23 protein-coding genes are annotated in these 22700 nt (G+C 36.3%); 12 read left to right on the forward strand and 11 right to left on the reverse strand.

The features are described from left to right. Window positions 1-86: 86 nt before the first annotated feature. The gene (locus B8967_RS01665; RefSeq protein WP_047495450.1) at window positions 87-386 is read right to left on the reverse strand and encodes a DUF883 domain-containing protein; all 300 of its coding nucleotides are present in this window, start codon (window positions 384-386) and stop codon (window positions 87-89) included. A gap of 144 nt (window positions 387-530) precedes the next feature. Between B8967_RS01665 and B8967_RS01670 the strand changes: the two genes are divergently transcribed. Both B8967_RS01670 and B8967_RS01675 read left to right on the forward strand, forming a co-directional pair. After that, window positions 531-1088 (forward strand): DNA-3-methyladenine glycosylase I, encoded by a 558-nt coding sequence (locus B8967_RS01670; RefSeq protein WP_084084076.1) that lies wholly within the window; start codon window positions 531-533, stop codon window positions 1086-1088. Window positions 1089-1344: 256 nt separating this feature from the next. Then, a complete protein-coding gene (locus B8967_RS01675; RefSeq protein WP_179140015.1) occupies window positions 1345-2622 on the forward strand; it encodes a hypothetical protein in 1278 nt (425 codons plus the stop codon). Window positions 2623-2709: 87 nt separating this feature from the next. Here B8967_RS01675 and B8967_RS01680 read toward each other — a convergent pair whose 3' ends face one another. Further along, window positions 2710-3456, reverse strand: a complete 747-nt coding sequence (locus B8967_RS01680) for a DUF3667 domain-containing protein (RefSeq protein ID WP_084084080.1) — start codon at window positions 3454-3456, stop codon at window positions 2710-2712. A gap of 12 nt (window positions 3457-3468) precedes the next feature. Then, entirely contained in the window at window positions 3469-3717 is a 249-nt protein-coding gene (locus B8967_RS01685) for a hypothetical protein (RefSeq protein WP_084084082.1), read from the reverse strand. Between the two features lie 222 nt (window positions 3718-3939). Between B8967_RS01685 and B8967_RS01690 the strand changes: the two genes are divergently transcribed. After that, window positions 3940-4368: a MarR family winged helix-turn-helix transcriptional regulator gene (locus tag B8967_RS01690; protein WP_143330443.1), complete on the forward strand. Its 429-nt coding sequence runs from the start codon at window positions 3940-3942 to the stop codon at window positions 4366-4368. Continuing rightward, on the forward strand, window positions 4365-5126 hold the full coding sequence (locus B8967_RS01695; protein ID WP_084084084.1) for a Rossmann-fold NAD(P)-binding domain-containing protein: 762 nt from the start codon (window positions 4365-4367) through the stop codon (window positions 5124-5126). The genes B8967_RS01690 and B8967_RS01695 overlap by 4 nt, the downstream gene beginning before the upstream one ends. Window positions 5127-5216: 90 nt before the next feature. Here B8967_RS01695 and budA read toward each other — a convergent pair whose 3' ends face one another. The 3 genes from budA to B8967_RS01710 all read right to left on the reverse strand — a co-directional run bounded on the left by budA (window position 5217) and on the right by B8967_RS01710 (window position 7812). Next, entirely contained in the window at window positions 5217-6041 is an 825-nt protein-coding gene (budA, locus tag B8967_RS01700) for an acetolactate decarboxylase (protein ID WP_228405977.1), read from the reverse strand. Between the two features lie 11 nt (window positions 6042-6052). After that, window positions 6053-6835, reverse strand: coding sequence for an SDR family NAD(P)-dependent oxidoreductase (locus B8967_RS01705; RefSeq protein ID WP_084084086.1), 783 nt, complete (start codon window positions 6833-6835; stop codon window positions 6053-6055). 71 nt (window positions 6836-6906) lie between these two features. Further along, the gene (locus tag B8967_RS01710) at window positions 6907-7812 is read right to left on the reverse strand and encodes a helix-turn-helix domain-containing protein (protein WP_084084088.1); all 906 of its coding nucleotides are present in this window, start codon (window positions 7810-7812) and stop codon (window positions 6907-6909) included. 159 nt (window positions 7813-7971) lie between these two features. Here B8967_RS01710 and kdsA point away from each other — a divergent pair, with 159 nt between their 5' ends. From kdsA to B8967_RS01745, 7 genes are all read left to right on the forward strand, one after another. After that, on the forward strand, window positions 7972-8781 hold the full coding sequence (kdsA, locus tag B8967_RS01715) for a 3-deoxy-8-phosphooctulonate synthase (RefSeq protein ID WP_047495421.1): 810 nt from the start codon (window positions 7972-7974) through the stop codon (window positions 8779-8781). 44 nt (window positions 8782-8825) lie between these two features. After that, entirely contained in the window at window positions 8826-11027 is a 2202-nt protein-coding gene (locus B8967_RS01720; protein ID WP_084084090.1) for a TonB-dependent receptor plug domain-containing protein, read from the forward strand. 173 nt (window positions 11028-11200) lie between these two features. After that, a complete protein-coding gene (locus B8967_RS01725; RefSeq protein WP_228405979.1) occupies window positions 11201-11581 on the forward strand; it encodes an HYC_CC_PP family protein in 381 nt (126 codons plus the stop codon). A gap of 116 nt (window positions 11582-11697) precedes the next feature. Then, window positions 11698-12171, forward strand: coding sequence for a DUF3347 domain-containing protein (locus tag B8967_RS01730; protein ID WP_047495415.1), 474 nt, complete (start codon window positions 11698-11700; stop codon window positions 12169-12171). A gap of 90 nt (window positions 12172-12261) precedes the next feature. Further along, window positions 12262-15045: a multicopper oxidase domain-containing protein gene (locus tag B8967_RS01735; RefSeq protein ID WP_143330444.1), complete on the forward strand. Its 2784-nt coding sequence runs from the start codon at window positions 12262-12264 to the stop codon at window positions 15043-15045. A 42-nt stretch (window positions 15046-15087) separates the two neighbouring features. After that, window positions 15088-15705, forward strand: a complete 618-nt coding sequence (locus B8967_RS01740) for a DUF3347 domain-containing protein (protein WP_084084091.1) — start codon at window positions 15088-15090, stop codon at window positions 15703-15705. Window positions 15706-15709: 4 nt separating this feature from the next. Further along, entirely contained in the window at window positions 15710-16165 is a 456-nt protein-coding gene (locus B8967_RS01745; RefSeq protein ID WP_084084093.1) for a heme-binding domain-containing protein, read from the forward strand. Window positions 16166-16213: 48 nt separating this feature from the next. On the opposite strand, the gene B8967_RS01750 is transcribed toward B8967_RS01745, so the two are convergent. From B8967_RS01750 to B8967_RS01775, 5 genes are all read right to left on the reverse strand, one after another. Beyond that, window positions 16214-17332, reverse strand: coding sequence for an FAD-dependent monooxygenase (locus B8967_RS01750; protein ID WP_084084095.1), 1119 nt, complete (start codon window positions 17330-17332; stop codon window positions 16214-16216). Window positions 17333-17366: 34 nt separating this feature from the next. Then, window positions 17367-17867, reverse strand: coding sequence for a GNAT family N-acetyltransferase (locus B8967_RS01755; RefSeq protein ID WP_084084097.1), 501 nt, complete (start codon window positions 17865-17867; stop codon window positions 17367-17369). 11 nt (window positions 17868-17878) lie between these two features. Further along, window positions 17879-18475 carry a hypothetical protein gene (locus B8967_RS01760; protein ID WP_084084099.1) on the reverse strand — a complete coding sequence of 199 codons (597 nt, stop codon included), beginning with the start codon at window positions 18473-18475 and terminating at the stop codon, window positions 17879-17881. A 933-nt stretch (window positions 18476-19408) separates the two neighbouring features. Next, the gene (locus B8967_RS01770; RefSeq protein WP_002979276.1) at window positions 19409-20275 is read right to left on the reverse strand and encodes a sigma-70 family RNA polymerase sigma factor; all 867 of its coding nucleotides are present in this window, start codon (window positions 20273-20275) and stop codon (window positions 19409-19411) included. Between the two features lie 301 nt (window positions 20276-20576). Further along, the gene (locus B8967_RS01775; RefSeq protein ID WP_047495395.1) at window positions 20577-21368 is read right to left on the reverse strand and encodes a S1/P1 nuclease; all 792 of its coding nucleotides are present in this window, start codon (window positions 21366-21368) and stop codon (window positions 20577-20579) included. A gap of 409 nt (window positions 21369-21777) precedes the next feature. On the opposite strand from B8967_RS01775, the gene B8967_RS01780 reads away from it, so the two are divergent. Then, window positions 21778-22695: a type VI secretion system baseplate subunit TssG gene (locus B8967_RS01780; protein WP_228405981.1), complete on the forward strand. Its 918-nt coding sequence runs from the start codon at window positions 21778-21780 to the stop codon at window positions 22693-22695. The last annotated feature ends 5 nt before the right edge of the window (window positions 22696-22700 follow it).

Consider the following 22700-nt stretch of genomic DNA (forward strand, 5'->3'; position numbering starts at 1 on the left):
AATAATTGTGGTTATGACATAATAAAAATGGAGCCTTATCGATTTAAGACTCCATTTTATTGAAAATATTTATATGACTGAAATTATTAGTTGGTTTTCTTATTCCATTCTGCTTTTACATCCTCTGCCGCATCTTTGGTTTTTTCCCATGCCTCATCCGCTTTATCTTTTATATCTTCCCAGGCATCTGAAACATTAGCTTTTACCCTGTCTAACCAATCTTCTTGATTAGCTTCCTGATCGTTACCCCTTTTCTCATTAATATAATCTTTGGCTCTGTCTGCCAATTCATTGATTTTCCACTTGGCCTGATCTGTTGCATTTTGTAAAGAGTTCTCTACATTATTCACTGCATTTTCCGCTTTGTTATACTCTGAATTGTTCATAATATTATATTTTGTAATTTGAATTGTGTGTTAGTAAATAAACAATAACCATTCCTAAAAAGATGTGATATTGTTAAATTTTTCATAATCTTTTTTTATTTTTTCTAAAATGGGTATTAACTTTAACCTATAAATTTTTAATCTATGGAAAAAATTCGTTGTGGATGGTGCGAAAAAGATGATCTGTATAGAGCATATCATGATCAGGAATGGGGAAGGCCTGTATATGATGATAAGACTATTTTCGAATTTTTGATTCTTGAAAGCTTTCAGGCAGGACTTAGCTGGTATACTATTCTCAGCAAGAGAGAGAATTTCAGAAAGGCATTTGATCATTTTGATTATCAAAAGATGGCTTTATATTCTGATCATAAAATAGAAGAATTAATGAATGATTCCGGAATTATCAGAAACAGGCTGAAGATACTGGCTGCTGTAACCAACGCTCAGAAGTTTATGGGGGTACAAAAAGAATTCGGAAGCTTTTCTCAATATATATGGGATTTTGTAGGTGGAAAACCTATAGATCATCAACCTAAGACTTTGTCGGATGTTCCTGCAACAACCGAAATTTCAGACCGTATATCTAAGGATCTGAAGAAAAGAGGATTCAAATTTATGGGATCTACCGTTGTATATGCTCATATGCAGGCCACGGGAATGGTCAATGATCATATTGAAAGTTGTTTCATTAGATTGTGAGTAATTTTGGTTAAATCATTTTTATAAGGTTATTTTTAAGAATACTTTAAGTAGGTTTTGGTATATTTATAGTAGAGTTATTGTTGAGGGTTATCAATGGTTTTTGTTTAAAGTATTGATATATAAATAATTTTCATTCAAGTGTGAGTAAAGTTTAATTTAATCACTTTTGTGTGTGTTTAATTATGTTATTTTTAATAAAATTGCTGATTTGTTAAAATATTTGTATCTTTGCGCCTCCAAAAAAAACATGGTGATGCAGGAAAATTCTAAATTTCAACTCAGTCTTCTTTTTTTATTATTTGCTGGTTTTACATTCGCACAAGTAGGGATAGGTACACCTGATCCTGACCGTTCTGCAATGCTGCAAATCAATTCAAAAGATAAAGGAGTACTGCTGCCAAGTATTAGTCTTGAATCTATAGCAGACCAAACTACTATACAGTTTCCTGCTGACGGACTTATAGTATGGAATAACGGGAAAGCAGGTTTACCGGAATCCGGATTTTATTATTGGTATGCTTCCAAATGGAATAAAATTTCAACGACAGCAGTCGGAAGTATGGTTAAAGATGATGGAAACGGCTGGAATACTACCGGTACCAATGTGGGAAACTATGGCGGAGCCAATACCAATTTATTCTTGGGAACAAAGACGATGGATGATTTGATATTTAAAGTTAATTCATTAACTGCCGGTAGACTTGGGGTTGATAATTCTGTTAGTTTTGGACAGGGAGCCAATGCCGGCCAAAACGGAATTGCTATCGGAAGTTCAAGTTCGGCATTCCAGGGAGTGTCCATTGGGAGTGCTGCTTCAGTTTCAGCAAATGAGGGGCTGGCCATAGGAAATAAATCATCAGCAGGTGCATTTAAGTCTACAGCAATCGGACACAATGCCCAAACCAGTAAAAATGAATCTACAGCTATTGGAAACAACTCCTCTGCAGGAGGTTTTCAGTCATTGGCAGTAGGGTATAATGCAAAAACAAATACCAATAGTGAAACCGCTCTAGGGTATAATGCGGTTACCAATAGTGAAAATTCAACGGCTGTGGGCTCTGGAGCTAATGCTCTGGGACAATATTCAACAGCTGTAGGATATGGAGCAACCACTTCACAGGCCAATGCCATTGTTTTGGGAAATAATAATGCGAATGTAGGGATTGGTACTGTTGCTCCGAACTCTTCTGCTAAGCTGGATGTAAACGGACAGTTTAAACTGGGAGAAAAGGGAAGTATACAGAAAAATCAGATGAATTTTGAATCATGGCCGGGAGTATCAATCAATAATCTGCCTCCGGGGAAATCTGTAACATTGGAAATACCGGTTCCGGCAGGATTTCAGCCTGCTTCTACAAGAGCAGTTGTAGTGGTATCTCCAGCAGGAGACTTTGCCGGAAATTCATCATTTTCAATTTCAAATCCGAGAATGACCTCAACTTCCAGTGTTACCATTAATCTTACCAATATTTCCGGAAATGCAAATAGTTTGTACTCGGGACATTTTTACGTCATGATTAATGAGTTTTAATTTGAATAATAAAGTTTTTATTATATGTGATATGGTATTAAGGGCTTCCAATTTGGAAGCCCTTTTTCTATAATAGGGTTTTATAGTTTAATGTAATGCAGCAGCAATAGCACCCGATAAATATCCAATAACCATTACAAAGAGCATAAAAGTAAGGGGAATCATAAGACTCCTGAAAAGTACGGATACTCTGGAATATCCCGATTGAAAAAAGAATTGGAAATAAAACCAAGTTCCATAAGTTAGGCTGACAAGATAAGTCGCTAACAAATACAGATAAGTAAGAGTCTTGCTGTTATCAAAAAACAAGGTAATTAAAGTAAATACCATGCCTGCAATCATTTCAGCGGCCATTTTATAACAATTGAGAACAAGATGTTCAGAATAGTTAAAAGAGGCCTTCCGAAACCAGATATAACTGAAAAAAGAAGTGATAGGTATGGTAATGAGCATTACTATTTTAGGGTAAGCAGACGTAAATTTCTGAAAAGAGTTCATGGTAGATTTACTCGATTCCGGAACCAGATCTCCAAAATTGATATGAGAATAATGTGAAATGAGTGCAGAGAACGTGATCGCAAGTACTAAGAGTGTTATAAAACTAAAATAATTAACTCTTTTTCCCTGAATATATTCTCTTACACTATGACCAGGCCTGGTAAATAATTCTTTTACTGTAAACAAAAGACCTTTATCCACATGCCAGACGCCATGGATAAAATCATGCTCTATAAAATGTTTAAGAGAATATCTATGGGTACTGGTTTTTTGTCCACAGCTGCCGCAATACACTGTAGTGACGGCCTGACTACAGTTTAAACATGTATTCTGCATTTCGTAAAGTTTTTAATTGGATTTACGGGATCTGATTTCTTTGCGTACCTCTCTATGATTATTCCATATGATTAGATACATTGGAATGAAAAATATAGAAAGGAGGCTGATGACGCTGAATCCATTTTTGATCGTGGCATAGATGGAAGCGCCAATCATAATTCCAATAATAATACAGTATGAAATAAAAATGGCTGAACGTTTTTTGTCTTCTTTGGTGAGTTCGTCAATAGACAGACCGGAGAGCTTAGTGTTTTTCATGCTTAATCTTAGTTTTTAAAGGTTTATTCATTGCGAATTTAATAAAAAAACGAAGGTGTAAATAAGAAACAGGCAATAAAATAAACGAATGATAGTAATTTTACACTAAAGTGTAGTGGTATTTCGTGACAGATTACTATTTTTATTCATATCCTAAAAATTTGTACACAAAAATATTGTGCACAAAATAATTATACTACTTTTGTTGCTTAATAAAAAATTATGATGGCTCTTTCCGAACATATATGTTTTAAAACATATGCTCTTTCAAGATATATCACAGGATTGTACAAACCTTATCTGGATGAAATTTCACTGACGTATCCTCAATATCTGGTTCTGGTTGTTCTATGGGAGAATGGAGGGATGAATATCGGTAAAATAGGAGAACACCTTCATCTGGATAACGGAACTCTGACTCCTTTATTGAAACGAATGGAAACCCATGAACTTTTAACGAGAACCAGAAGCACAGAGGACGAAAGGGTAGTGCTTATACACCTTACAGAAAAAGGAAAGGCGCTTCAGGAAAAGGCAAAACATATTCCGGAAGCGGTTCAGCAATGCATCCATCTCAATGAAGAAACAAAAACTGTTTTAACAGCTGTCCTGGATGAAATGCTTTCTTCTCAAAAAAAATCAGACTTATGAAAAAGATTGGAATTATAGGCTACGGATGGCTGGGAGAAAGAATTGCAACAGCTATGTCTGATCGATATACAATATGTGCCACCACCACTACACAGGATAAAGCAGATGAACTGAATGCTAAAGGATTTTGTGCAAAGGTTGCTCATTTTATGGATTATCAGCTGACAGAGCCCTACCCGCAATGGGAAGAAATTCAAAATATGGATGCTTTGATTATTACGATTCCGGTTTCAGAGAAAAGCTGCTGTGTAAGCTCATTATACAACAGAATTAAGAATTTGTCATTATTTATTGGCGATTTCAAAGGGCAGATGTTTTTGATGAGCTCTACGGGTGTTTATCCGGATATTTCAAAAGACTTAACCGAAGAAGATGTACCTGTAGAAAAGGTTTCGGGAGAACGATTGGTCAGAAATACATATCCACAGGTGAATATTTTAAGATTGGGAGGTCTGATGGGAGATCACAGGCTTCTTAAAAACTATACTGTGACCAATGCGGATGCTGCAGTCAACCATATTCATTATACTGATATTGTCAGGGTGATTTCAGAAATGATAGAAAAGGGATCAAAAGGAAAGCTTTATAATGTGACGGCTCCGATGCATCCGTCAAAAAACCAGGTAATTCATGCCCAGAAGGATTTACCGGATATTGAAGCTGATGAAGTGAAGGGAAAGAAAATCCTGTCTTCAAAGTTAATTTCGGAACTTGACTTTATTTTCCGTTATCCGGATCCAAGATATTTTCATTTATAATTGTTTGGCAGTAAAAAAGTAAAATGGTTTCATAGGGATCATTGAGATGCATATGAAACCATTGATATTTATACCAACTCTATAAGGAAGTTATTTTCCTTGTTCTACCCGTTGTAAAGCTTCATTGTTTTTTGTAGTAAACTGAAAGTTTTGAAAATCCTTATTTTGGGGGAGCTCCAGCTCAAAACTATTCAAATTTGCAAGCTCAATTTTTAGATTTTCACCTACAAAATCGAGAACATGTCCCCCTTGTTTTTTATCGGCAGAAAGAAAATGAAAGTGAAAGTCTTTTACATTGATGCCATTGAGATATTCCGGAACATAATACCCCACCAGCACCCCTTCTGTATGTGAAAAATCAAAAGTTTTCTGTGTATGAAAGATAGAGGTTAATACAGGAAACGGTTCCTCTTTGACAGGTGGGAAAGCTCTCGTTTTGACCATTCTGAATCTTCCGGTTATTTTAATAGCATATATTGAATTTTTATTGGGAAGATTCGCGCTTATCAGCTGAAAAACGGCTTCTTTGTCTGCTTCCTTTTCCATAGAGAACCCCTTGTCTGGTCTGAAGAAGGTAACAAAGGATAAAGAGGTTTTAAATTGATCTCCAGCCTCAATAGTAATCCCTGTCGCCTTGGTTTGGTATACTTTTCCGTTTAATATCGTGAGTTCTCCATCCAGCATGTCAGGGGCTCCCAATCCAAAATCACCTTTTGACTTTAAATCTTTTAAAGGTAATGTTCCTTTATAAAGTCCCCCAACAAATGCATCTGCTATTCCATATTGGTAAAGCCTGTTGTATAATGTTATTTTTTTTGTAGTGTCTGTTGCCATATTCTTTGAAATTGGAAAGTCATTCATTGTATCCTGTGGATATCCCAGCATATAAAAAAATAAAAAGCATAATTTTTTCATTTTTAAATAGATTATCGTTGTCCTCCAATAGCCAATCCTCCGTCTATCAGCATGCTTTCACCTGTAATAAATGATGAAGCAGAACTGCTTAACCATAGAACGAGCTCAGCAACTTCTTCAGGAGCAGCAAAACGTCCGATGGGTGCATGTTTCTTAAAAGGCTCTATGGCCTCTTCGGCATTTTCTTCAGGAAAAAACCTATCAAACATAGGAGTACGGATATAGCCAGGCTGAATGTTATTGATACGAATGTTTTCAGAAGCGGTTTCCACAGCTAAAGCTCTGACCAATCCGTCCAAAGCTGCTTTGCTTGCTGAATAGACTCCCGAGCCTACAGATGCTCCCCGGGCCAGCCAGGAAGAGGTATTGACAATGACTCCGCCTGTTCCTTGTTTCTTAAATTGTGTGATTTCATATTTACAGGCAAGCCAGACTCCTTTTGTGTTTATATTCATTACCCTGTCGAATTCTTCTTCAGGAGTCTCGTCAATCTTCAAAAACTGACCTTCAATTCCGGCGTTGTTAAATGCAATATCCAACTTTCCAAAATGTTTCACTGTTTCATTAATAAGATGCTGGATTTCATTGCTCTTTGAGACGTCTGTCTGGATGAAACGGACCTCGGGACTTATGATCTGTAATGTTTTTATCGCTGCATTACCTTGTTCCGATCTGCGTCCTGCAATTACCACTTTGGCCCCGCTTTTCAGGAACAATGTTGCGGAAGCCAGTCCGATACCCGTGGTACCTCCGGTGATAAGAACTACTTTTCCTTTTAAAGTTTGTTGTGTCATTATTTCTCAATTTAGATAAGACGAAGTTCGGCTCTGTGGGAGAAAAATAATTATGCGAAACAAACTAAAAATTATGAAATGGAAAGAACTCTTTTTCTGAACCGATTAGGAGATTCGCCCGTCTTTTTTTTAAAGAATATGATGAAATTTGAAGAATGCTCAAATCCGAGGCAATATGCAATTTCACTGATATCCCAATTGCTGAAGTGTAAAAGGGACTTTGCTTCCTTTATGATACGCTCGGAAATCCATTCTGTAGTAGTTTTGCCTGTAGTTTCCTTTAATATTTTATTCAGATGATTAGTATGTACATTCAGCTGAGAGGCAAATTCATTGGCATTTTTTAATGAGAGTACTTTATCGGGTGAATTGATGAAAAATTGGTTTTCTAGGAGTTCAAAAAATAAAGTATGAATACGCTCTGAAGCATTCAGGTGTTTGTGAAATGTTTGGGGAAGCTGCATTTTCATCACCTCGTGCATGATGATCTGGACATAGCTCCTCAGAAGCTCATACTTGTGGTGATAGTCTGACTGTACTTCTTTAAGCATATTTTCATAAACCGTCTTTAAGAACTCAATACTGTCGGCAGTCGGAAAAAATATGTGATCGCCTCCAGCTTTGAACAAGACTGATTTTGAAAGGCTCTCATTCTTTAGTGAAGGGTTGACAAAGTCTTCTGTGAAAAGACAGAAATAACCGGTTTGTACTGCAGAAGTAGGTTCCCATGAATAAGGGATAAGTGGATTGAGAAAAACAACGCAGGGCCTGTCAATTTTGATAAACCGGTCTGCATAGCTTAATATTCCGGTTCCGCCTGAAATCATTGAAATTTTATAAAAATCTCTTCGATAGACGGGTTCCAGATGCGCACTGCATTCAAAACTTTCCCTACGGTACACATTGAACGGGCTTATATTGCTAGCCCCTTTTCCATGCAAAGCATAGAATTCTGTCAAAGTTTCTTTTGCTTTCATTACATAAAGATATAAAATTTTACTTCGCTGGAGTATAGATTATGAGACCGTTAATTATAATTTAAGAGAATCTGTAACTGAGAAATAATGAAAGTCCCAAATAATTTCCAGTTCTGAAACTTTCTCAGTATTTTTACTGAACTTTTTAATTACAACAAAATGATTCAGTATTTAGATAATATCCAACACAAAGATTCAAAAAACTTTTTTCTTATTGCCGGACCTTGTATTATTGAAGGTGAAGATATGGCCTTAAGGATTGCAGAAAAAGTAATAGAGATCACAGACAAATATAATATACCCTATATTTTCAAAGGAAGTTTTAAAAAAGCAAACAGAAGCCGTGTAGATTCTTTTACCTCTATTGGAGAAGAAAAATCTCTTGAAATCCTTAAAAAAGTAGGTGAAACATTCAATATTCCTACGACAACGGATATTCACGAAAATGAGCATGCCGCGTTGGCAGCACAGTATGTGGATGTTTTACAGATTCCTGCATTTTTGGTACGTCAGACAGACCTTTTGGTGGCAGCTGCAAAAACCGGGAAATGTGTTACCCTGAAAAAAGGACAGTTTCTGTCTCCGGAAGCCATGAAATTTGCCGTTCAGAAGATTACAGATTCTGATAATCAGAAAGTAGCGATCATTGAAAGGGGAAACTCTTTCGGATACACAGATCTGATTGTAGATTACAGAGGTATTCCTACAATGAGAGAATATGCGCCGGTCATTTTAGACGTTACCCATTCATTACAACAGCCTAACCAGAGCTCGGGAGTGACAGGAGGAAGACCTGACCTTATTGAAACAGTAGCTAAAGCCGGAATCGCTGTAGGAGCAGATGGACTTTTCATAGAAACACATCCTACACCTGAAACAGCATTGTCTGATGGGGCCAATATGCTAAGACTGGATTTATTAGAAGATTTACTGCAAAAATTAACAAGAATTAGAGAATCAATTTTGTAATTGTTAAAAAAACATTAATTTTAGAAATTCTTAAAATATTTCTTTTGAAAAAACTAGTTTTACCGTTAAGCCTTATAGTTCCCGTACTGATTTTCTCCCAACACAGAAAAAAGGATACGGTGACTAAAGTAACCGATATTGAGGAAGTTGTATTCCAGAAAAAAACAACAGGAAGAACAAACGATCTTACCAATGTAAAAATTTCAGCCAAAGAAGCTAAAGCAGTGGCTTCTATAAGCGGAGGAATTGAAGGGCTACTTAAAACCCTTCCTTCCGTAAACTCAAATACTGAGCTTTCTTCCCAATATATGGTGCGTGGTGGAAACTATGATGAAAACCTTATCTACATCAATGATATTGAGATTTACAGACCTTTTCTTGTGAGAAACTCTCAGCAGGAAGGGATGAGTATCATTAATCCGGATATGGTTTCTACGGTCAACTTCTCTGCAGGAGGATTTGAACCTAAATATGGAGATAAAATGTCTTCTGCATTAAATATTTATTACCGTGAGCCTGAAAAGTTTGAGCTTTCCGGGGAGGCAAGTTTAATTGGAGGAAGGCTTACCACAGGACTTGCTTCAAAAAATAAAAAACTTACGGCTTTATTTTCAGGAAGATACAGAAATACCAATCTTGTTTTAAATACACTGAATGAAGATACAGACTTTAACCCCACATATTGGGATTTTCAGTCTTATATCAATTATCACGTGAATGATAAGTTTTCCATGTCATTCATCGGGTATTATTCCAAGAATGATTATGAAATGGTTCCCAAAGCAAAAGATGTTACTTTTGGGACACTTCAGCAGCCTATCAATGTATATATCAATTATTACGGGCAGGAAAAGGACCAGTATAAAAATATGATGGGAACTTTTTCCATGAATTATAAACCATCCGATAAATGGAGACTGACATTGGATAGTTTTGCGTACCAAAACAGGGAAAAGGAATATTATTCTATACAGTCAGGCTACAAGCTGCAGACTTTTGATCCTATTACAAAAGATCCGCTTCCCAGCTTTGATGCAGGGGCACAGATAGATCATGCCAGAAATGATCTTTTTGTAAGGACATACGGAACGCAGTTCAGAGCCCGTTTTTCCCCTAATAGCAATACAGATATAGAAGTTGGATTCAAATATGAAAAAGAGAATTTAAAAGATCTTACCAACGAATGGAAACTTGTAGATTCGGCAGGGTATAGCCTTCCGAGACCTATTGTAGATCCACGAGGAGGGACCGGAGATCTTAAGCTGGCGTATTATATTGCAGGAGCCAACAATATTGAGCCCACAAGATTATCTGCTTATGCACAGTATTCTCAAAAATTTTATTGGGGTGCCAGTAAAGTGTTTATCAATGCCGGAGCAAGGGTAGCAAACTGGAGCTTTAATAAAGAAACAATATTCTCACCAAGATTCCAGTTTGCCATAAAACCGGACTGGGAATCTGATATGTTATTTAAAGTTTCAGGAGGTATTTATTATCAGGCTCCTTTCTATAAGGAGATCAAAGACCTTGATGGGAATTTCAACAGCAATATAAAGTCTCAGCGTTCGATACAGTTAATTCTTGCTAACGACTATGAATTCCAGATGTATGACCGACCGTTTAAGCTTACTACAGAGCTCTATTATAAGAAAATGGATAACCTGATTCCTTATTATATGGATAATGTAAGAATCCGTTATTCAGGGCAGAATAATGCTACCGGATATGCTTATGGTATAGATACTAGGTTATTTGGAGAATTTGTTCCCGGAGTAGACTCATGGCTGTCTGCGAGTTATGCAAGGGTATTTGAGAATATAGACGGACAGGGGAATATTCCAAGACCTACGGACCAGCGTTTCAGGTTTGCGATGTTCTATCAGGATTATATGCCGAGATTCCCTTCAATGCGTGTTAACCTTACATTGGTTTACGCTATGGGACTTCCGAATGGGGCACCTGTTTTCACAAACCCGTATCAGTATCAAAGTACATTGCCTGCCTATAAAAGAGTGGATCTTGGGTTATCAAAAGTTTTTATTGATCCAAAGGATAAAAAGAAAAGATATGGATTCTGGGGGAACTTCGAGGAGCTAACACTGGGGGTTCAGGTTTTCAATGCATTCAATATAAACAATACGGTCGCTAATCAGTGGATAACAGATTACAACTCTAATGTTATGTATCCGGTTCCGGTACGTCTTACCGGGCGGTTCTTTAATGTTAAGTTAGAGTTTAAACTGTAGAACTTAGAAGTCAGCCGTATTTTTGTAGATATACTCAATCCGCATGAAATACTAAAAAATATTAAAAGCTCCGGAAAATATTCCGGAGCTTTTTTAATAAACCAGAATTTTGTAACAACAATACCGAATTTTATAACAATGGTTTCACGGATATTTTTAACTTTGTCCTATCAATGAAAAAGATTCTTGCCATATTGTTCTCTATTTTCTACTTTGGATTTTCTTCCGGAGCAGCATTTAGCGTTCATTTTTGTATGAAGGAATTTGTTTCTGTAAGCCAGAAAACAAGTGACATCTGCGGAAAATGTGGTGTTAAAGAGAAGAAAGGATGTTGTAAAACAGAAATCAAAGTTGTAAAAGTTGATGATTCTCAAAAATCAGATTTGATTAATATTGACTTTTTAGGCCAGATTTCTGAAATTCCTGTTACACACCATTTTTTCTTTGCAGACAAATCTTTTTCAGCCTCAAAATTCACTCAAATTCAGATCAATGGGCCTCCGGAATACAGACCGGTTCCTATTTACATTCATCATTGTAATTTTAGAATTTAGAATAAGTCCGTCGTTTTCGGTATGATGATCATATCGTTACAGACGACACGCTCTGACGCATTTTCTGATGTGTCCTTAATATCCTTTATTAAAAATTAATTCTAAAATTTAAAACAATGAAAAAATATATCATTACAGCAGCCCTATCTTTATTCTCAGTACTTTCACTTTCTGCACAGTCTAAAAAAGACGCTCAGGTGTCAAAACTATATCAGAACTATATTGCCATCAAATCGGCACTAGCTTCAGATGATGCAGATAAAACCTCAAAAGCGGCTTCAGAGTTCATTAAAACAGCTTCAGCTGTAGATTATAAAGTAGTGTCTGAAGGAAATCTTAATATCCTTAGAAAAGATGCTTCTGCGATCTCTGAGGCAAGAAGTGTTACAGCACAAAGAGAAACTTTCCTGAACCTTTCAGACAATATGATTGCGCTGACAAAAGACTTCAAGCTTTCAGAAAAACCGGTGTATGTACAATATTGCCCAATGGCTGACGGAAGCTGGTTGAGCGATGAAAAACAGATTGTCAATCCCTACTATGGTAAAGCTATGCTTTCTTGCGGAAGTGTAAAGTCAGAAATTAAATAATACATTGTATTTATCTTTAAAATAATTAGTTGCGTATCTTAAATTATAATTTGCTTTAAGGTATGCAGCTTCTAAAAAGTTCGGAATATTATGAAAAAACTAATCATATTTCTGTTGCTTTTGTTTTCTGTCTTTACTTTTGCACAAACAACCAAAACCTATTATACCTGTCCGATGCATCCGGAAGTGGTCTCTTCAAAACCTGGAGACTGTCCGAAATGCAAAATGACTTTGGTAAAGAAAACGGTTGTCGTAAAACCTAAAGTCGTAGCAAAACCACAGGAAAAATCAATATCCAAAGTAGTGGCAAAATCTCAACCGGCAGAAGCTAAAATAAATAAGCCAAAGGTTGATATCAAAAAAGCAACTAAGACGAATGAAGCTCAAAAAGTGAACGTGATAAAGCCTGATGTAAAGGCTGCAACACAAAATCAAATTGTATCCAAGCCAAAATCCCAGCAACAGTCTGTCTTCACTTGTCCGATGCATCCTGAAGTCATTTCAGATAAGCCGGGGAAATGTCCAAAATGTGGAATGGAGCTGGTGGAAAAAGAAGAGCATCAACCCATTGCTTCAGAAAATCCAAAAGATGAAAGTTCTGTGTTAAAAAGAAATTCTGAAAATGGCAGACTTAGTTTTGGAGGAAAAACAGTTCGTTATGATTTATACGTAAAAGATACAATCGTCAATTTTACCGGAAAAAACCGAAGAGCTATTGCGATCAACGGAAAACTTCAGGCTCCGACATTATATTTTACTGAAGGGGATACTGCAGAAATCTATCTCCATAATATGCTTAAGGAAAATACAGGGCTCCACTGGCATGGTGTCATTTTACCCAATGAACATGATGGTGTTCCATACCTTACCACAAAGCCTGTAAAACCTGGGGAAACCCATCTGTACAAATTCAGGGTTTCGCAAAATGGAACCTATTGGTATCATTCCCATGAAGCACTTCAGGAGCAGATAGGAATGAATGGGATTCTGGTGTTTAACAAGAGAGAAGGAGAGCCTAAGACAGAATATAATGCTGAAATACCGGTATTGTTGGGAGATTGGAGTGATGATGATCCTATGCAGATTGCTAGAAGACTTCATATGGCAAATACAGACTGGTATGCCGTAAAGAAAAATGCTGTTCAGAGTTATTGGGAAGCTATCAAATCCGGAAATTTTGGAACAAAAGCCCTGAATGAATGGAAAAGGATGGAAGCGATGGATGTAAGTGATGTGTATTATGATAAATTCCTGATTAACGGTAGTCCCAGCTCAGAGTATTCCCATCTAAAAGCAGGGGATAAAGTAAGATTAAGAGTTGCCAATGGTGGTTCATCCACTTATTTCTGGCTGAATTACGGAGGTGGAAAGATAAAAGTAGTAGGAAATGACGGTAATGACGTAGTTCCTGTAGAAGTAGACCGTTTGATTGTCGGAGTTTCCGAAACCTATGATATTGAAGTCACCATCCCCGAAAATAAAAGCTTTGAATTCAGGGCCACTTCAGAAGACAGGATAGGGCATGCTTCCCTTTGGCTGGGTTCAGGTGAAAAAACAGAAGCTCCCAATTTACCAAGATTAATGCTTTTTGAAGGGATGAAAATGATGAACGGGATGATGGAAATGAGCGGAAATATGAAGCCGATGAATATGACGATGGGAAATCAAATGATGGACATGAATGAAGTGATGTATCCGGAATTATCTGAAAGCCAAAGGAAAACGACCATGAAGCATATGAATGAGATGATGGGTGTAAAAACGAAGGAAGAGGATAAAAAAGAAGATCATTCTCAGCATGCAGGAATGGATATGAAGGAAGAAAAGACCATCAAAAGACTGTCTTACAATATGCTGAAGTCTCCCGAAAAAACAATTCTTCCGGCAGACAGTGTTCGTGAAATGAAGTTTACCCTGGAAGGGAATATGAACCATTATCTGTGGACTTTAGACAATAAAACAGTCACAGAAACAGATAAGATTATGATTAAAAAAGGAGAAATCCTTAGAATCAAACTCTATAATAACTCTATGATGCGACATCCTATGCACCTTCATGGTCATGACTTCAGGCTGATCAATTCAAAAGGGGAATACTCTCCACTGAAAAATGTGGTGGATATCATGCCGATGGAAACGACTACTATTGAGTTTGCAGCCAATCAGGATGGCGACTGGTTTTTCCACTGTCATATCCTGTATCATATGATGGCCGGGATGGGAAGAATATTCAGTTATGAAAATTCAAAACCAAACCCACAGCTGCCTAATAGAAAACTGGCCTGGAAGAACTTCCTGCAGGACAATAAAATGATCAGCTCTATGGCTATGCTGGATGTTGCCAGCAATAAAATGCATGCAGAAACAATGACGATGTTCGGACCAAGATGGGCTAATCTCAATGAGTTTCATTCCAATTGGAATTTTGATCATTTTGAAGGGAATGTAAAAGTAGGAAGGTTCTTAGGAAAGTTCCAATGGGCACTTCCATATGCGGGAGTGAGAATCCAGAAGAACCACGAGATCATGGAAAGACAGATGGCAGAGGATATGGGAATGGATTTTCATGGTAAGAAATCCTGGTTTGGCCAACAGAAGGCTTCAAAAAGTAAATATGCTTTCATTGTCGGGATGCAATATGTATTACCGATGTTGATTACAGCAGATGTAAGTGTTGACCACAATGGAAAAGTATTATTGGAGCTGAGTAGAGAAGACATCCCGCTGTCCAGAAGATTAAGAGGTAATTTCAGTGTTAATTCCGATGGAGAATTCTCAACAGGAATAAGATACATTGTACAAAAGTGGTTATCTCTTTCCGGAAATTATGATAATGAAATGGGCTGGGGAGCCGGTCTTACTTTTACCTATTAATCTTTTAATCAGACAACTTTTTATAAAACTAATCAGAATACAATGAAAAATATATTAACCGTGTTTGTAATGGGAGCCCTTTTATATTCTTGCAATAATCCCAATAATTCATCAAAAAAGGAAACAAAAGCTACACCTCAATCTATAGATAAACCTGTTTTAGCTTCAGATCCAACAGTAAAAGAAAAAGCAGTAGAGGATAAAAAAGAACCCGAAAACGCTTCAGTAGTGTCAGTCAAACAAATTATTGAAGGCTATCTGCCCTTAAAAAATGCCTTGACGAAAGATGATTCTAAAGCCGCCTCTGATGCAGCTCAACGCTTATTTTCTATTTTAAAGAAAGTCGATATCAGCAAGCTGAGTCCTGAAAAAGATGCTGAGTTGCGCGATATTATAGAAAGTGCCGCGGAAAATGCAGAGCATATAAGTGAAAATTCTGAAGATATTGCCCATCAGAGAGAACACCTTCTGTCTCTAAGCAATGATATTGCAGATTTAATAGGAGAAAAAGGAACCGATGGCTTGAAATTATATCAGGATTTTTGCCCAATGTACAATAATGGGAAAGGAGGAGCCTGGATAAGTGAGTCCAAAGAAATTGTGAATCCTTATGAAGGTTCCAAAATGATCAACTGTGGATCAATAAAAAAAGTATTGTAGACAGATGAAGCCTGTTAAAAAAATACTTTTGGGGTTTATCCTTATTTTTTTAATAGTTCAAATGATTCAGCCTGCCCGCAATATTGATTATGGGCAGGTACCTTCATCTGATATTTCAAAGATTTATCAAGTGCCTCAAAAAGTACAGTCTATTTTGAAAACATCTTGTTATGACTGCCACAGTAACTCTACAGATTACCCTGTTTATGCATATGTTCAGCCTGTAAGCTCTTATCTTGAAAATCATATTCAAAAAGGAAAGAAAGAATTGAATTTTAATGAATGGGGACTTTACAGCCAGCGTAAACAAACCAATAAATTAAAGGCAATAGCGAATCAGGTGAAGCAGAGGAAGATGCCACTTTCTTCCTACTTGTATCTTCATCAGGACGCAAAGCTCTCTAAGGAAAAGGTTGAAGAAATCGTTAATTGGATAGAGTCTATACCAACTGAAAAATAAAGAAATCAGAAAAATTTCAATAGCCGGATACCAATTCCGGCTATTTTTTTATATTTCCAGCTCTATAATTTTATGAGCCATTTTTTGATTGATGCTTTCCGGAATCAGACTCATTAAAAAATTGCGCAGTGAATTTCCCCGTTCCCATTGGGAGACTTTTCCAATACTGCGGCTTGTATTGACGATATAATCTACTTTCTTTCTTCTGATCTTTTGAAACTCTTCAAAAACAGCATTAAAATCTTTGTTTTTTTCCAGTAATCTTCCGATGATATAAGCGTCTTCAATAGCCTGGCAGGCACCTTGTCCCATATTAGGAGTTGTAGCATGGGCAGCATCTCCAATCATGCATAAGTTGTCTGTATACCATTGAGGAATAGGAGTGAGGTCGGTGATGACATTACAGATGATATCTTCTTTAGCAGTAGCTCCGATAAGGTTTAAAATTAAAGGGTCAAAGTCATTGAAAATATCAGCTATCGTAATATGGGGGTCAAAACTTTTCTCATTGATGCAGGCATACCAATAGACTTTTTTCTCAGAAATTTTTACAAACCCAAATCGTTTCCCTTTTCCCCATACTTCAAAAGCTTCCTGGTGGTATTTTTCCGGAAGATTGAAGTCTACCAGACCACGCCAGCATTTCTGACCGGAATTCCGGATAGTCCCGGTTTTAAAGATCTGATTCCGGATTTGAGATTTTATACCGTCAGCTCCAAAGATGATCCTGCTTTCTTTTTGAATTCCGTTTTCAAACGTCAGCGCATAGTTTTCTTTCTTTTCAATTTTCAGTAAAGAATGGCCGAGCTGAATATGTTCTGATCCAATATTTTCTACAAGAATCCTTTGAAGTTCTGCCCGGTGAATAGCAACATTGCAGGAATTATACTTTTTTTCTAGTGCCAGGATCTCCGTTTTTGAAATAGGTTTGAGGGATTCATTGGCAATGGTGATTCTGTGGATTTTGTTTCCTGCTTTTTCAATTTTTTCCTTTAAGCCTAACCGGTCAAATACCTGCATGGCATTGACTGCCATCATAATGCCTGCTCCCACAGGTTTTATTTCCTGAGCAGATTCATAGATTGTAAAATCATTGAGATGCTGTTTCAGTACGTTTCCAAGGGTAAGGCCACCAATACCGGCTCCTATGATTGAAATAGTATTCATCGGATTTAATTTTTATTGAAAAAACACCTTTAGGTTATAATGTTAGCATATAGCTTTCCGATACCTTTTGGAATCCATATTTGCCGAAAAAATGATGGGCACCATGATTATTGACCCCACTTTCAAGCATAATAAAACTGATATTCCAGTTTTTTGCTTCTTCTATCACTTTTTCTAAAAGTTTACTTCCCAGTGATTGCCCCCTTACCGTACTATCTAAAAGCATATCTTCTAAAATCGCGTACTTTTTAAAAGGACTGCTGATCACATTAAAAACCAGCATGCCGACAATTTTCCCTTCGCTGTCCTCAACAATTAAAATATGTAATTTTGAAGTACCATCATAGTCATAATCGCTCATGAGTTGCTCGGTAAATATTGCCTTGAGGTCCGGATTCCAATGCTGGGAATCTAAAGCTCTGCCATACATGATTTCACTGTGAGAGATATAGGAATCTGTTTTATGGGTAATAAAAAAATCTACCAGTTCCTCAATACGGGTTTTATCGGTGAGCCATTGTGTCTTATATTCCATGAGAGATTGTATTATTTTAATTTTTTTAATTCTTCCAGCAATTGATTCTGTTTGGTAATGAAACTATCCAGACTATCTGTTTTTAAAGGATGAGCTTTTTGGTATTTTTCAATTTCGGGAAGTGTTTTTCTGATTTTGAATGCAGTATATGTACTGGTCAGTGTTTCATTATTTTTAGTGATTTGACTGATACGGTCCGTTATATTTTTTACTGTAAGCTTGTACCGGTCAGAGCTGGAGGTAATTTCTTTTTCTATCTGCTGTTTTACCAGTGAATCTGTAATGGCCTTAGTCTGATAATGGGCATCCTGATAAAAAGATTCAGAAGTGTTGAGTATGTTTTTATATACGGCTAAAGCTTTTTCTGTTTCCTCAAAGGTTTTCACTACTCTGGAATTGAGAGCTGTCAGATTTTTATCATTCTTAATTAATTCGGAATAGATATTGTCTACACTTGTGCCATTGCCACGATAGCTTTTAAAAGAGCCTGAAACGGATGACTCTGCATTATCGACAGCATTTTCTACAAGAGGAGGATTTTGCTGCTTATTTTCTGTACAGGAAAGTATGGACAGAGCCAGGGTAGAAGCGAAAAGTATTTTTTTCATAATAGATTGTATTAAGTGATGGGTTATCGTAATCGTTACATCAGATCTCAACAATTAAAAGTAAACATTTAAATCCTTTTCATGAAGATTGCCGGATATGATTTTAATTAGTTGATGAAAGGTTGAACATTGTTACGCAGTTGATATAATTGAATCCATATCAAAGTCTTTATTTTTAAAATTTAGTGTGATTTTGAAATTTCCTATGCTTGTCTTTCCTTTTATTTCCAGAATATGATTTGATATTGTTTTGGTGGAAGGTTTAAATCTTTGCTGAATAGAAGGGAAGTTTTCCGAGCCGTTACTTATTTCAATAATAGGTTTGTTGGACAGTAAAAAAATTACATTGTCTAAGAAAATTATATCTGATTTTAGGTATGTAATTTTGGTGCTGATTTTTGAATAACTTTCGATACAGGCATCAATATCTTTTATATGGGTATACTGTCTGTTTTTAATGTGATTAAGAAAGATAGTCCGTTGATGTTTAAGATAAAAATAGACGACGGATTGAATTAAAATCAAAAATAGAATTGATCCTCCAATAAAGAAAATTATGTTTATATTCATAACATATAAATAAAGCTGTTTACCCCTTTTTACTAAGCCACAAAAGTTTTTATTTTTTAGACACTTTAGCAAGTTTAAAATAATAGTGCATAAGTAAGTGCATTTAAGATGAAAATCAAAGATTTTTTTTAAAACTTTAGTGTACTTTATATGCGCAAAGCTGGAAACTTTAATAACTTAAGTGTTTAAAAACTTTTGTGACTTTTGTGGTTACAAGAAAGTTTTAATCCACTAGGGTTGGATTCCTACGGAATGACAAACAGAACATCAAATCTTCGATTTGTGGTGAAGTTTAAACAAACTTAATATAAAAAAGCGGAGCCTGAAAACAGACTCCGCCTATAGAATTTTATAATTCTAAAATTATTTACCTAAATAAGATTTCAAAATCTTGCTTCTGGTATTGTGTTTTAGTCTTTTGATCGCTTTTTCTTTGATCTGACGAACTCTCTCTCTTGTAAGATCGAAAGTTTCTCCAATTTCTTCTAAAGTCATTGGATGCTTTCCGTTAAGTCCGAAGTATAATCTTACTAAGTCAGCCTCTCTTGGAGTCAAAGTATTCAATGCTCTTTCAATCTCAATTTGAAGAGATTCAAGCATCAAATCTTTATCAGGACTTGGTGATTCTCCAGAACGTAATACATCATAAAGGTTAGAATCTTCACCTTCTACTAAAGGTGCATCCATAGACAGGTGTCTTCCGGAGTTTTTCATAGATTCTTTAATATCCTCCTCGCTCATGTCAAGAACTTCAGCCAATTCTTCCGGAGAAGGTGGTCTTTCATTTTCCTGCTCAAGGTGAGCGTAAGCTTTATTAATTTTATTGATGGAACCAATTTTATTCAACGGTAGTCTTACAATTCTTGACTGCTCAGCCAACGCCTGTAAAATTGATTGACGGATCCACCATACTGCGTAAGAAATAAATTTGAAACCTCTGGTTTCATCATATCTTTTTGCCGCTTTCATCAATCCTAAATTACCTTCATTAATCAAATCGGGTAAAGAAAGACCTTGATTTTGGTATTGCTTAGATACAGAAACTACGAAACGAAGGTTGGCTTTGATTAATTTCTCAAGTGCAGCTCTGTCGCCCGCACGTATTCTTTGTGCCAATTCTACTTCTTCGTCCGCCGTGATTAGTTCTACCTTACCAATTTCCTGCAGATACTTGTCTAATGAAGCAGTTTCCCTGTTGGTAACCTGCTTGGTGATTTTTAATTGTCTCATCTATTTTTTCCTCAAAAAAGAGTTACTATATATTATACGTTTCAACATATAAAAAGGTTACACCTTTTTCAATTATTTTTTATTTATTTAAATTGAGATTCAAAAATTAGTTGTAAATTGTGCCTCTCACGGCTTGGAACGCTATTTTTATGTTTTTTATTTGAACTGCATTTTAGTAGATCTGAATAAGATTTGAGTTTAAAAAACAAAAAAGCGAAACTATAGTTCCGCTTTTATTATTTAGGATGAATCATTAAAATTGACTTTTAAGATGTACTCCTGATCATTTTCTCAGTTTACCTTAAAACAGTTCGTTCAATACTTTCGCCAGTCTTAAACCTCCGTATAGAAGCTGTCTTTCAAGGGTATCATTGAATTTGTACTGGTACTCGTAAGATAATTTCGAATCGTTAGGAGTCTGTGCATAGATCTTGTTGGCAATTTTATGAGAATCATACAACCAGTCTTCCAGTGTTCCGGACTGAATCTGTGCCACTTCTTCCTTAGATTTAATATCCAGAAGTTTTGAATATTCTGTATAACTGTATTTTTGTGAATCTACCAGTTTACCATCCCAAACTGAGTGTAAATTGGTTTTATCCCCGAAATAGGTAACATTGATTCTGTTTCCACCTAAATCTTCAGCTCTTCCTACATGCAGAGGCTGAGCAAGGTCACCCATAATGTGGATTAAAAAGATCAATGCAATCTTTCTGTCTTTTTCAGATGTGTTTTTATCCTTGATCTGGCTGGATAAAGTGTTGACCTGAGTATAAAGACTTGGGCCTGCCTGAAGTTTTAAATTTTGATCAAAAGCTTTGAAATCAGCCTGTGGATCAATATTTACATAATGCCATGATGAAGCTTGCTTCCAGGTACCTGTAGTATCAGATTTAATGAAGTCTGGCCAGTTGGCCCAATAAGCAAGACGCTCTTTCCCCATTATTTTTTTGATTTCCCTCCTTGCTTTTCTCGAAAGATGGTTTTCTGCGATGTCTGCAATAACTCTGTGACCCGTCAATCCCCACGCATAAGAATAAAGTGAAGAAGAGATGAATGCTAAAATCAGAATTTTAGAATAAATACTTTTCATTTTAAATAACAATTTTCAGGTTGCAAAGATACGGCCGGTTTCCGAATGAACATGGAATAATAGAAAAATTATTCTATAATATTTGTTAATACAGGTAAATCAAAATAAAAGAGGTGGGTATATCAGACGTTGGATATTTTGTTTTTTTTTGTTGTATATCCTGTAATAAGGAGTATGCAGGCTTTAAGTCTTTGATTATAAGTTGCCAATTTAAAAATCTAAGAAGGGAGTGAAGTGAGTATTTACCGTATTTTTACGGAATTTACTTAATATTATTCCTTTTAATGTCAATAAATTAGTATTTTTAGGATAAAATTATTAGCAAAATATTTTTTCAAACTTATGAGATATATTATCTTTACCAGTCATAATCACAGGAAACACTATGCATGAGAATAATATTGTAGATATGAATTACAATAAGCTGCAGACAGACTTTAAGGCTGAAGCAGTGGCAGTTAATCTTTTGAGATATCACAGGGCTGTAAGCAATATATTTATTGAGCGGATCGGAGTAAATGACCGTGCCTATCTGAAAGATATTAAAAGTATTTCGAGCAGCTATTTAGGATTTGATGAAGAAGTATTTACTATAGAAAGCTATAGGGAAGGTATCTATGATTACCTTCCGGAAGGACTTTTCCATCCACCGTCTCTGGGCGCGTCAAGAAAGAACGTTGATACGGTAGTACGGGAAATCCGTAAACAGAAAAGGGTAGAGGAAGATGCACGGAAGTTTTTCCGTCCTTTTGAGCTGGAGGTATTCTTTACGGAAATAAGCGCATTGCTTAAAGAGGCCGAATTTGAGATCACCAGCAATACGGATGCTTTACTGGAAACAGTAAGTGAGCTTTGGCCACTGATCAATATGCTGGATAAACAGAATGCTTATATATTCATGCATATTTTACCCTTTTTTCATCAGATCAGAGGAGATAAAAAATGGTTTGAAAGATGTATGACGGCTTTTCTGCAGGTACCGGTAGAAGTGACTTTTTCTCCCAATATCATTGATGGACTGGAGAAAAATGATGACTCCATGTTATTGGGGAACTCAAGATTGGGAGTAACTTATATTCCCAGTGGAAGACATATGGATGGTCAACGGAATTGGGTAGTCAATATAGGACCTATTCCTTATCTGGAGATGAAAAAATATATCCCTGGTAATCCTTTCAGACAAGTGCTGCAGGTTCTGTATGATTATTTTCTGCCTGTCACCGTAGATGTAGAAGAGAATTTTATTACAGAAAAAATAGAATATTCATTCAGTCTGGAAGATGATGATAGAAATGCCAATCGCCTTGGATACTCTACATTTCTCTAAATTAT

It is taken from the genome of Chryseobacterium sp. YR221, assembly GCF_900176315.1.
In the GTDB taxonomy this organism is placed as follows: Bacteria; Bacteroidota; Bacteroidia; order Flavobacteriales; family Weeksellaceae; genus Chryseobacterium; species Chryseobacterium rhizosphaerae.

Coding starts and splice junctions, on each gene's coding strand:
- B8967_RS01665 (WP_047495450.1), bottom strand. CDS start 386: ATGAACAATTCAGAGTATAACAAAGCGGAAAATGCAGTGAATAATGTA.
- B8967_RS01670 (WP_084084076.1), top strand. CDS start 531: ATGGAAAAAATTCGTTGTGGATGGTGCGAAAAAGATGATCTGTATAGA.
- B8967_RS01675 (WP_179140015.1), top strand. CDS start 1,345: ATGCAGGAAAATTCTAAATTTCAACTCAGTCTTCTTTTTTTATTATTT.
- B8967_RS01680 (WP_084084080.1), bottom strand. CDS start 3,456: ATGCAGAATACATGTTTAAACTGTAGTCAGGCCGTCACTACAGTGTAT.
- B8967_RS01685 (WP_084084082.1), bottom strand. CDS start 3,717: ATGAAAAACACTAAGCTCTCCGGTCTGTCTATTGACGAACTCACCAAA.
- B8967_RS01690 (WP_143330443.1), top strand. CDS start 3,940: ATGATGGCTCTTTCCGAACATATATGTTTTAAAACATATGCTCTTTCA.
- B8967_RS01695 (WP_084084084.1), top strand. CDS start 4,365: ATGAAAAAGATTGGAATTATAGGCTACGGATGGCTGGGAGAAAGAATT.
- budA (WP_228405977.1), bottom strand. CDS start 6,041: ATGAAAAAATTATGCTTTTTATTTTTTTATATGCTGGGATATCCACAG.
- B8967_RS01705 (WP_084084086.1), bottom strand. CDS start 6,835: ATGACACAACAAACTTTAAAAGGAAAAGTAGTTCTTATCACCGGAGGT.
- B8967_RS01710 (WP_084084088.1), bottom strand. CDS start 7,812: ATGAAAGCAAAAGAAACTTTGACAGAATTCTATGCTTTGCATGGAAAA.
- kdsA (WP_047495421.1), top strand. CDS start 7,972: ATGATTCAGTATTTAGATAATATCCAACACAAAGATTCAAAAAACTTT.
- B8967_RS01725 (WP_228405979.1), top strand. CDS start 11,201: ATGAAAAAGATTCTTGCCATATTGTTCTCTATTTTCTACTTTGGATTT.
- B8967_RS01730 (WP_047495415.1), top strand. CDS start 11,698: ATGAAAAAATATATCATTACAGCAGCCCTATCTTTATTCTCAGTACTT.
- B8967_RS01735 (WP_143330444.1), top strand. CDS start 12,262: ATGAAAAAACTAATCATATTTCTGTTGCTTTTGTTTTCTGTCTTTACT.
- B8967_RS01740 (WP_084084091.1), top strand. CDS start 15,088: ATGAAAAATATATTAACCGTGTTTGTAATGGGAGCCCTTTTATATTCT.
- B8967_RS01745 (WP_084084093.1), top strand. CDS start 15,710: ATGAAGCCTGTTAAAAAAATACTTTTGGGGTTTATCCTTATTTTTTTA.
- B8967_RS01750 (WP_084084095.1), bottom strand. CDS start 17,332: ATGAATACTATTTCAATCATAGGAGCCGGTATTGGTGGCCTTACCCTT.
- B8967_RS01755 (WP_084084097.1), bottom strand. CDS start 17,867: ATGGAATATAAGACACAATGGCTCACCGATAAAACCCGTATTGAGGAA.
- B8967_RS01760 (WP_084084099.1), bottom strand. CDS start 18,475: ATGAAAAAAATACTTTTCGCTTCTACCCTGGCTCTGTCCATACTTTCC.
- B8967_RS01770 (WP_002979276.1), bottom strand. CDS start 20,275: ATGAGACAATTAAAAATCACCAAGCAGGTTACCAACAGGGAAACTGCT.
- B8967_RS01775 (WP_047495395.1), bottom strand. CDS start 21,368: ATGAAAAGTATTTATTCTAAAATTCTGATTTTAGCATTCATCTCTTCT.
- B8967_RS01780 (WP_228405981.1), top strand. CDS start 21,778: ATGAATTACAATAAGCTGCAGACAGACTTTAAGGCTGAAGCAGTGGCA.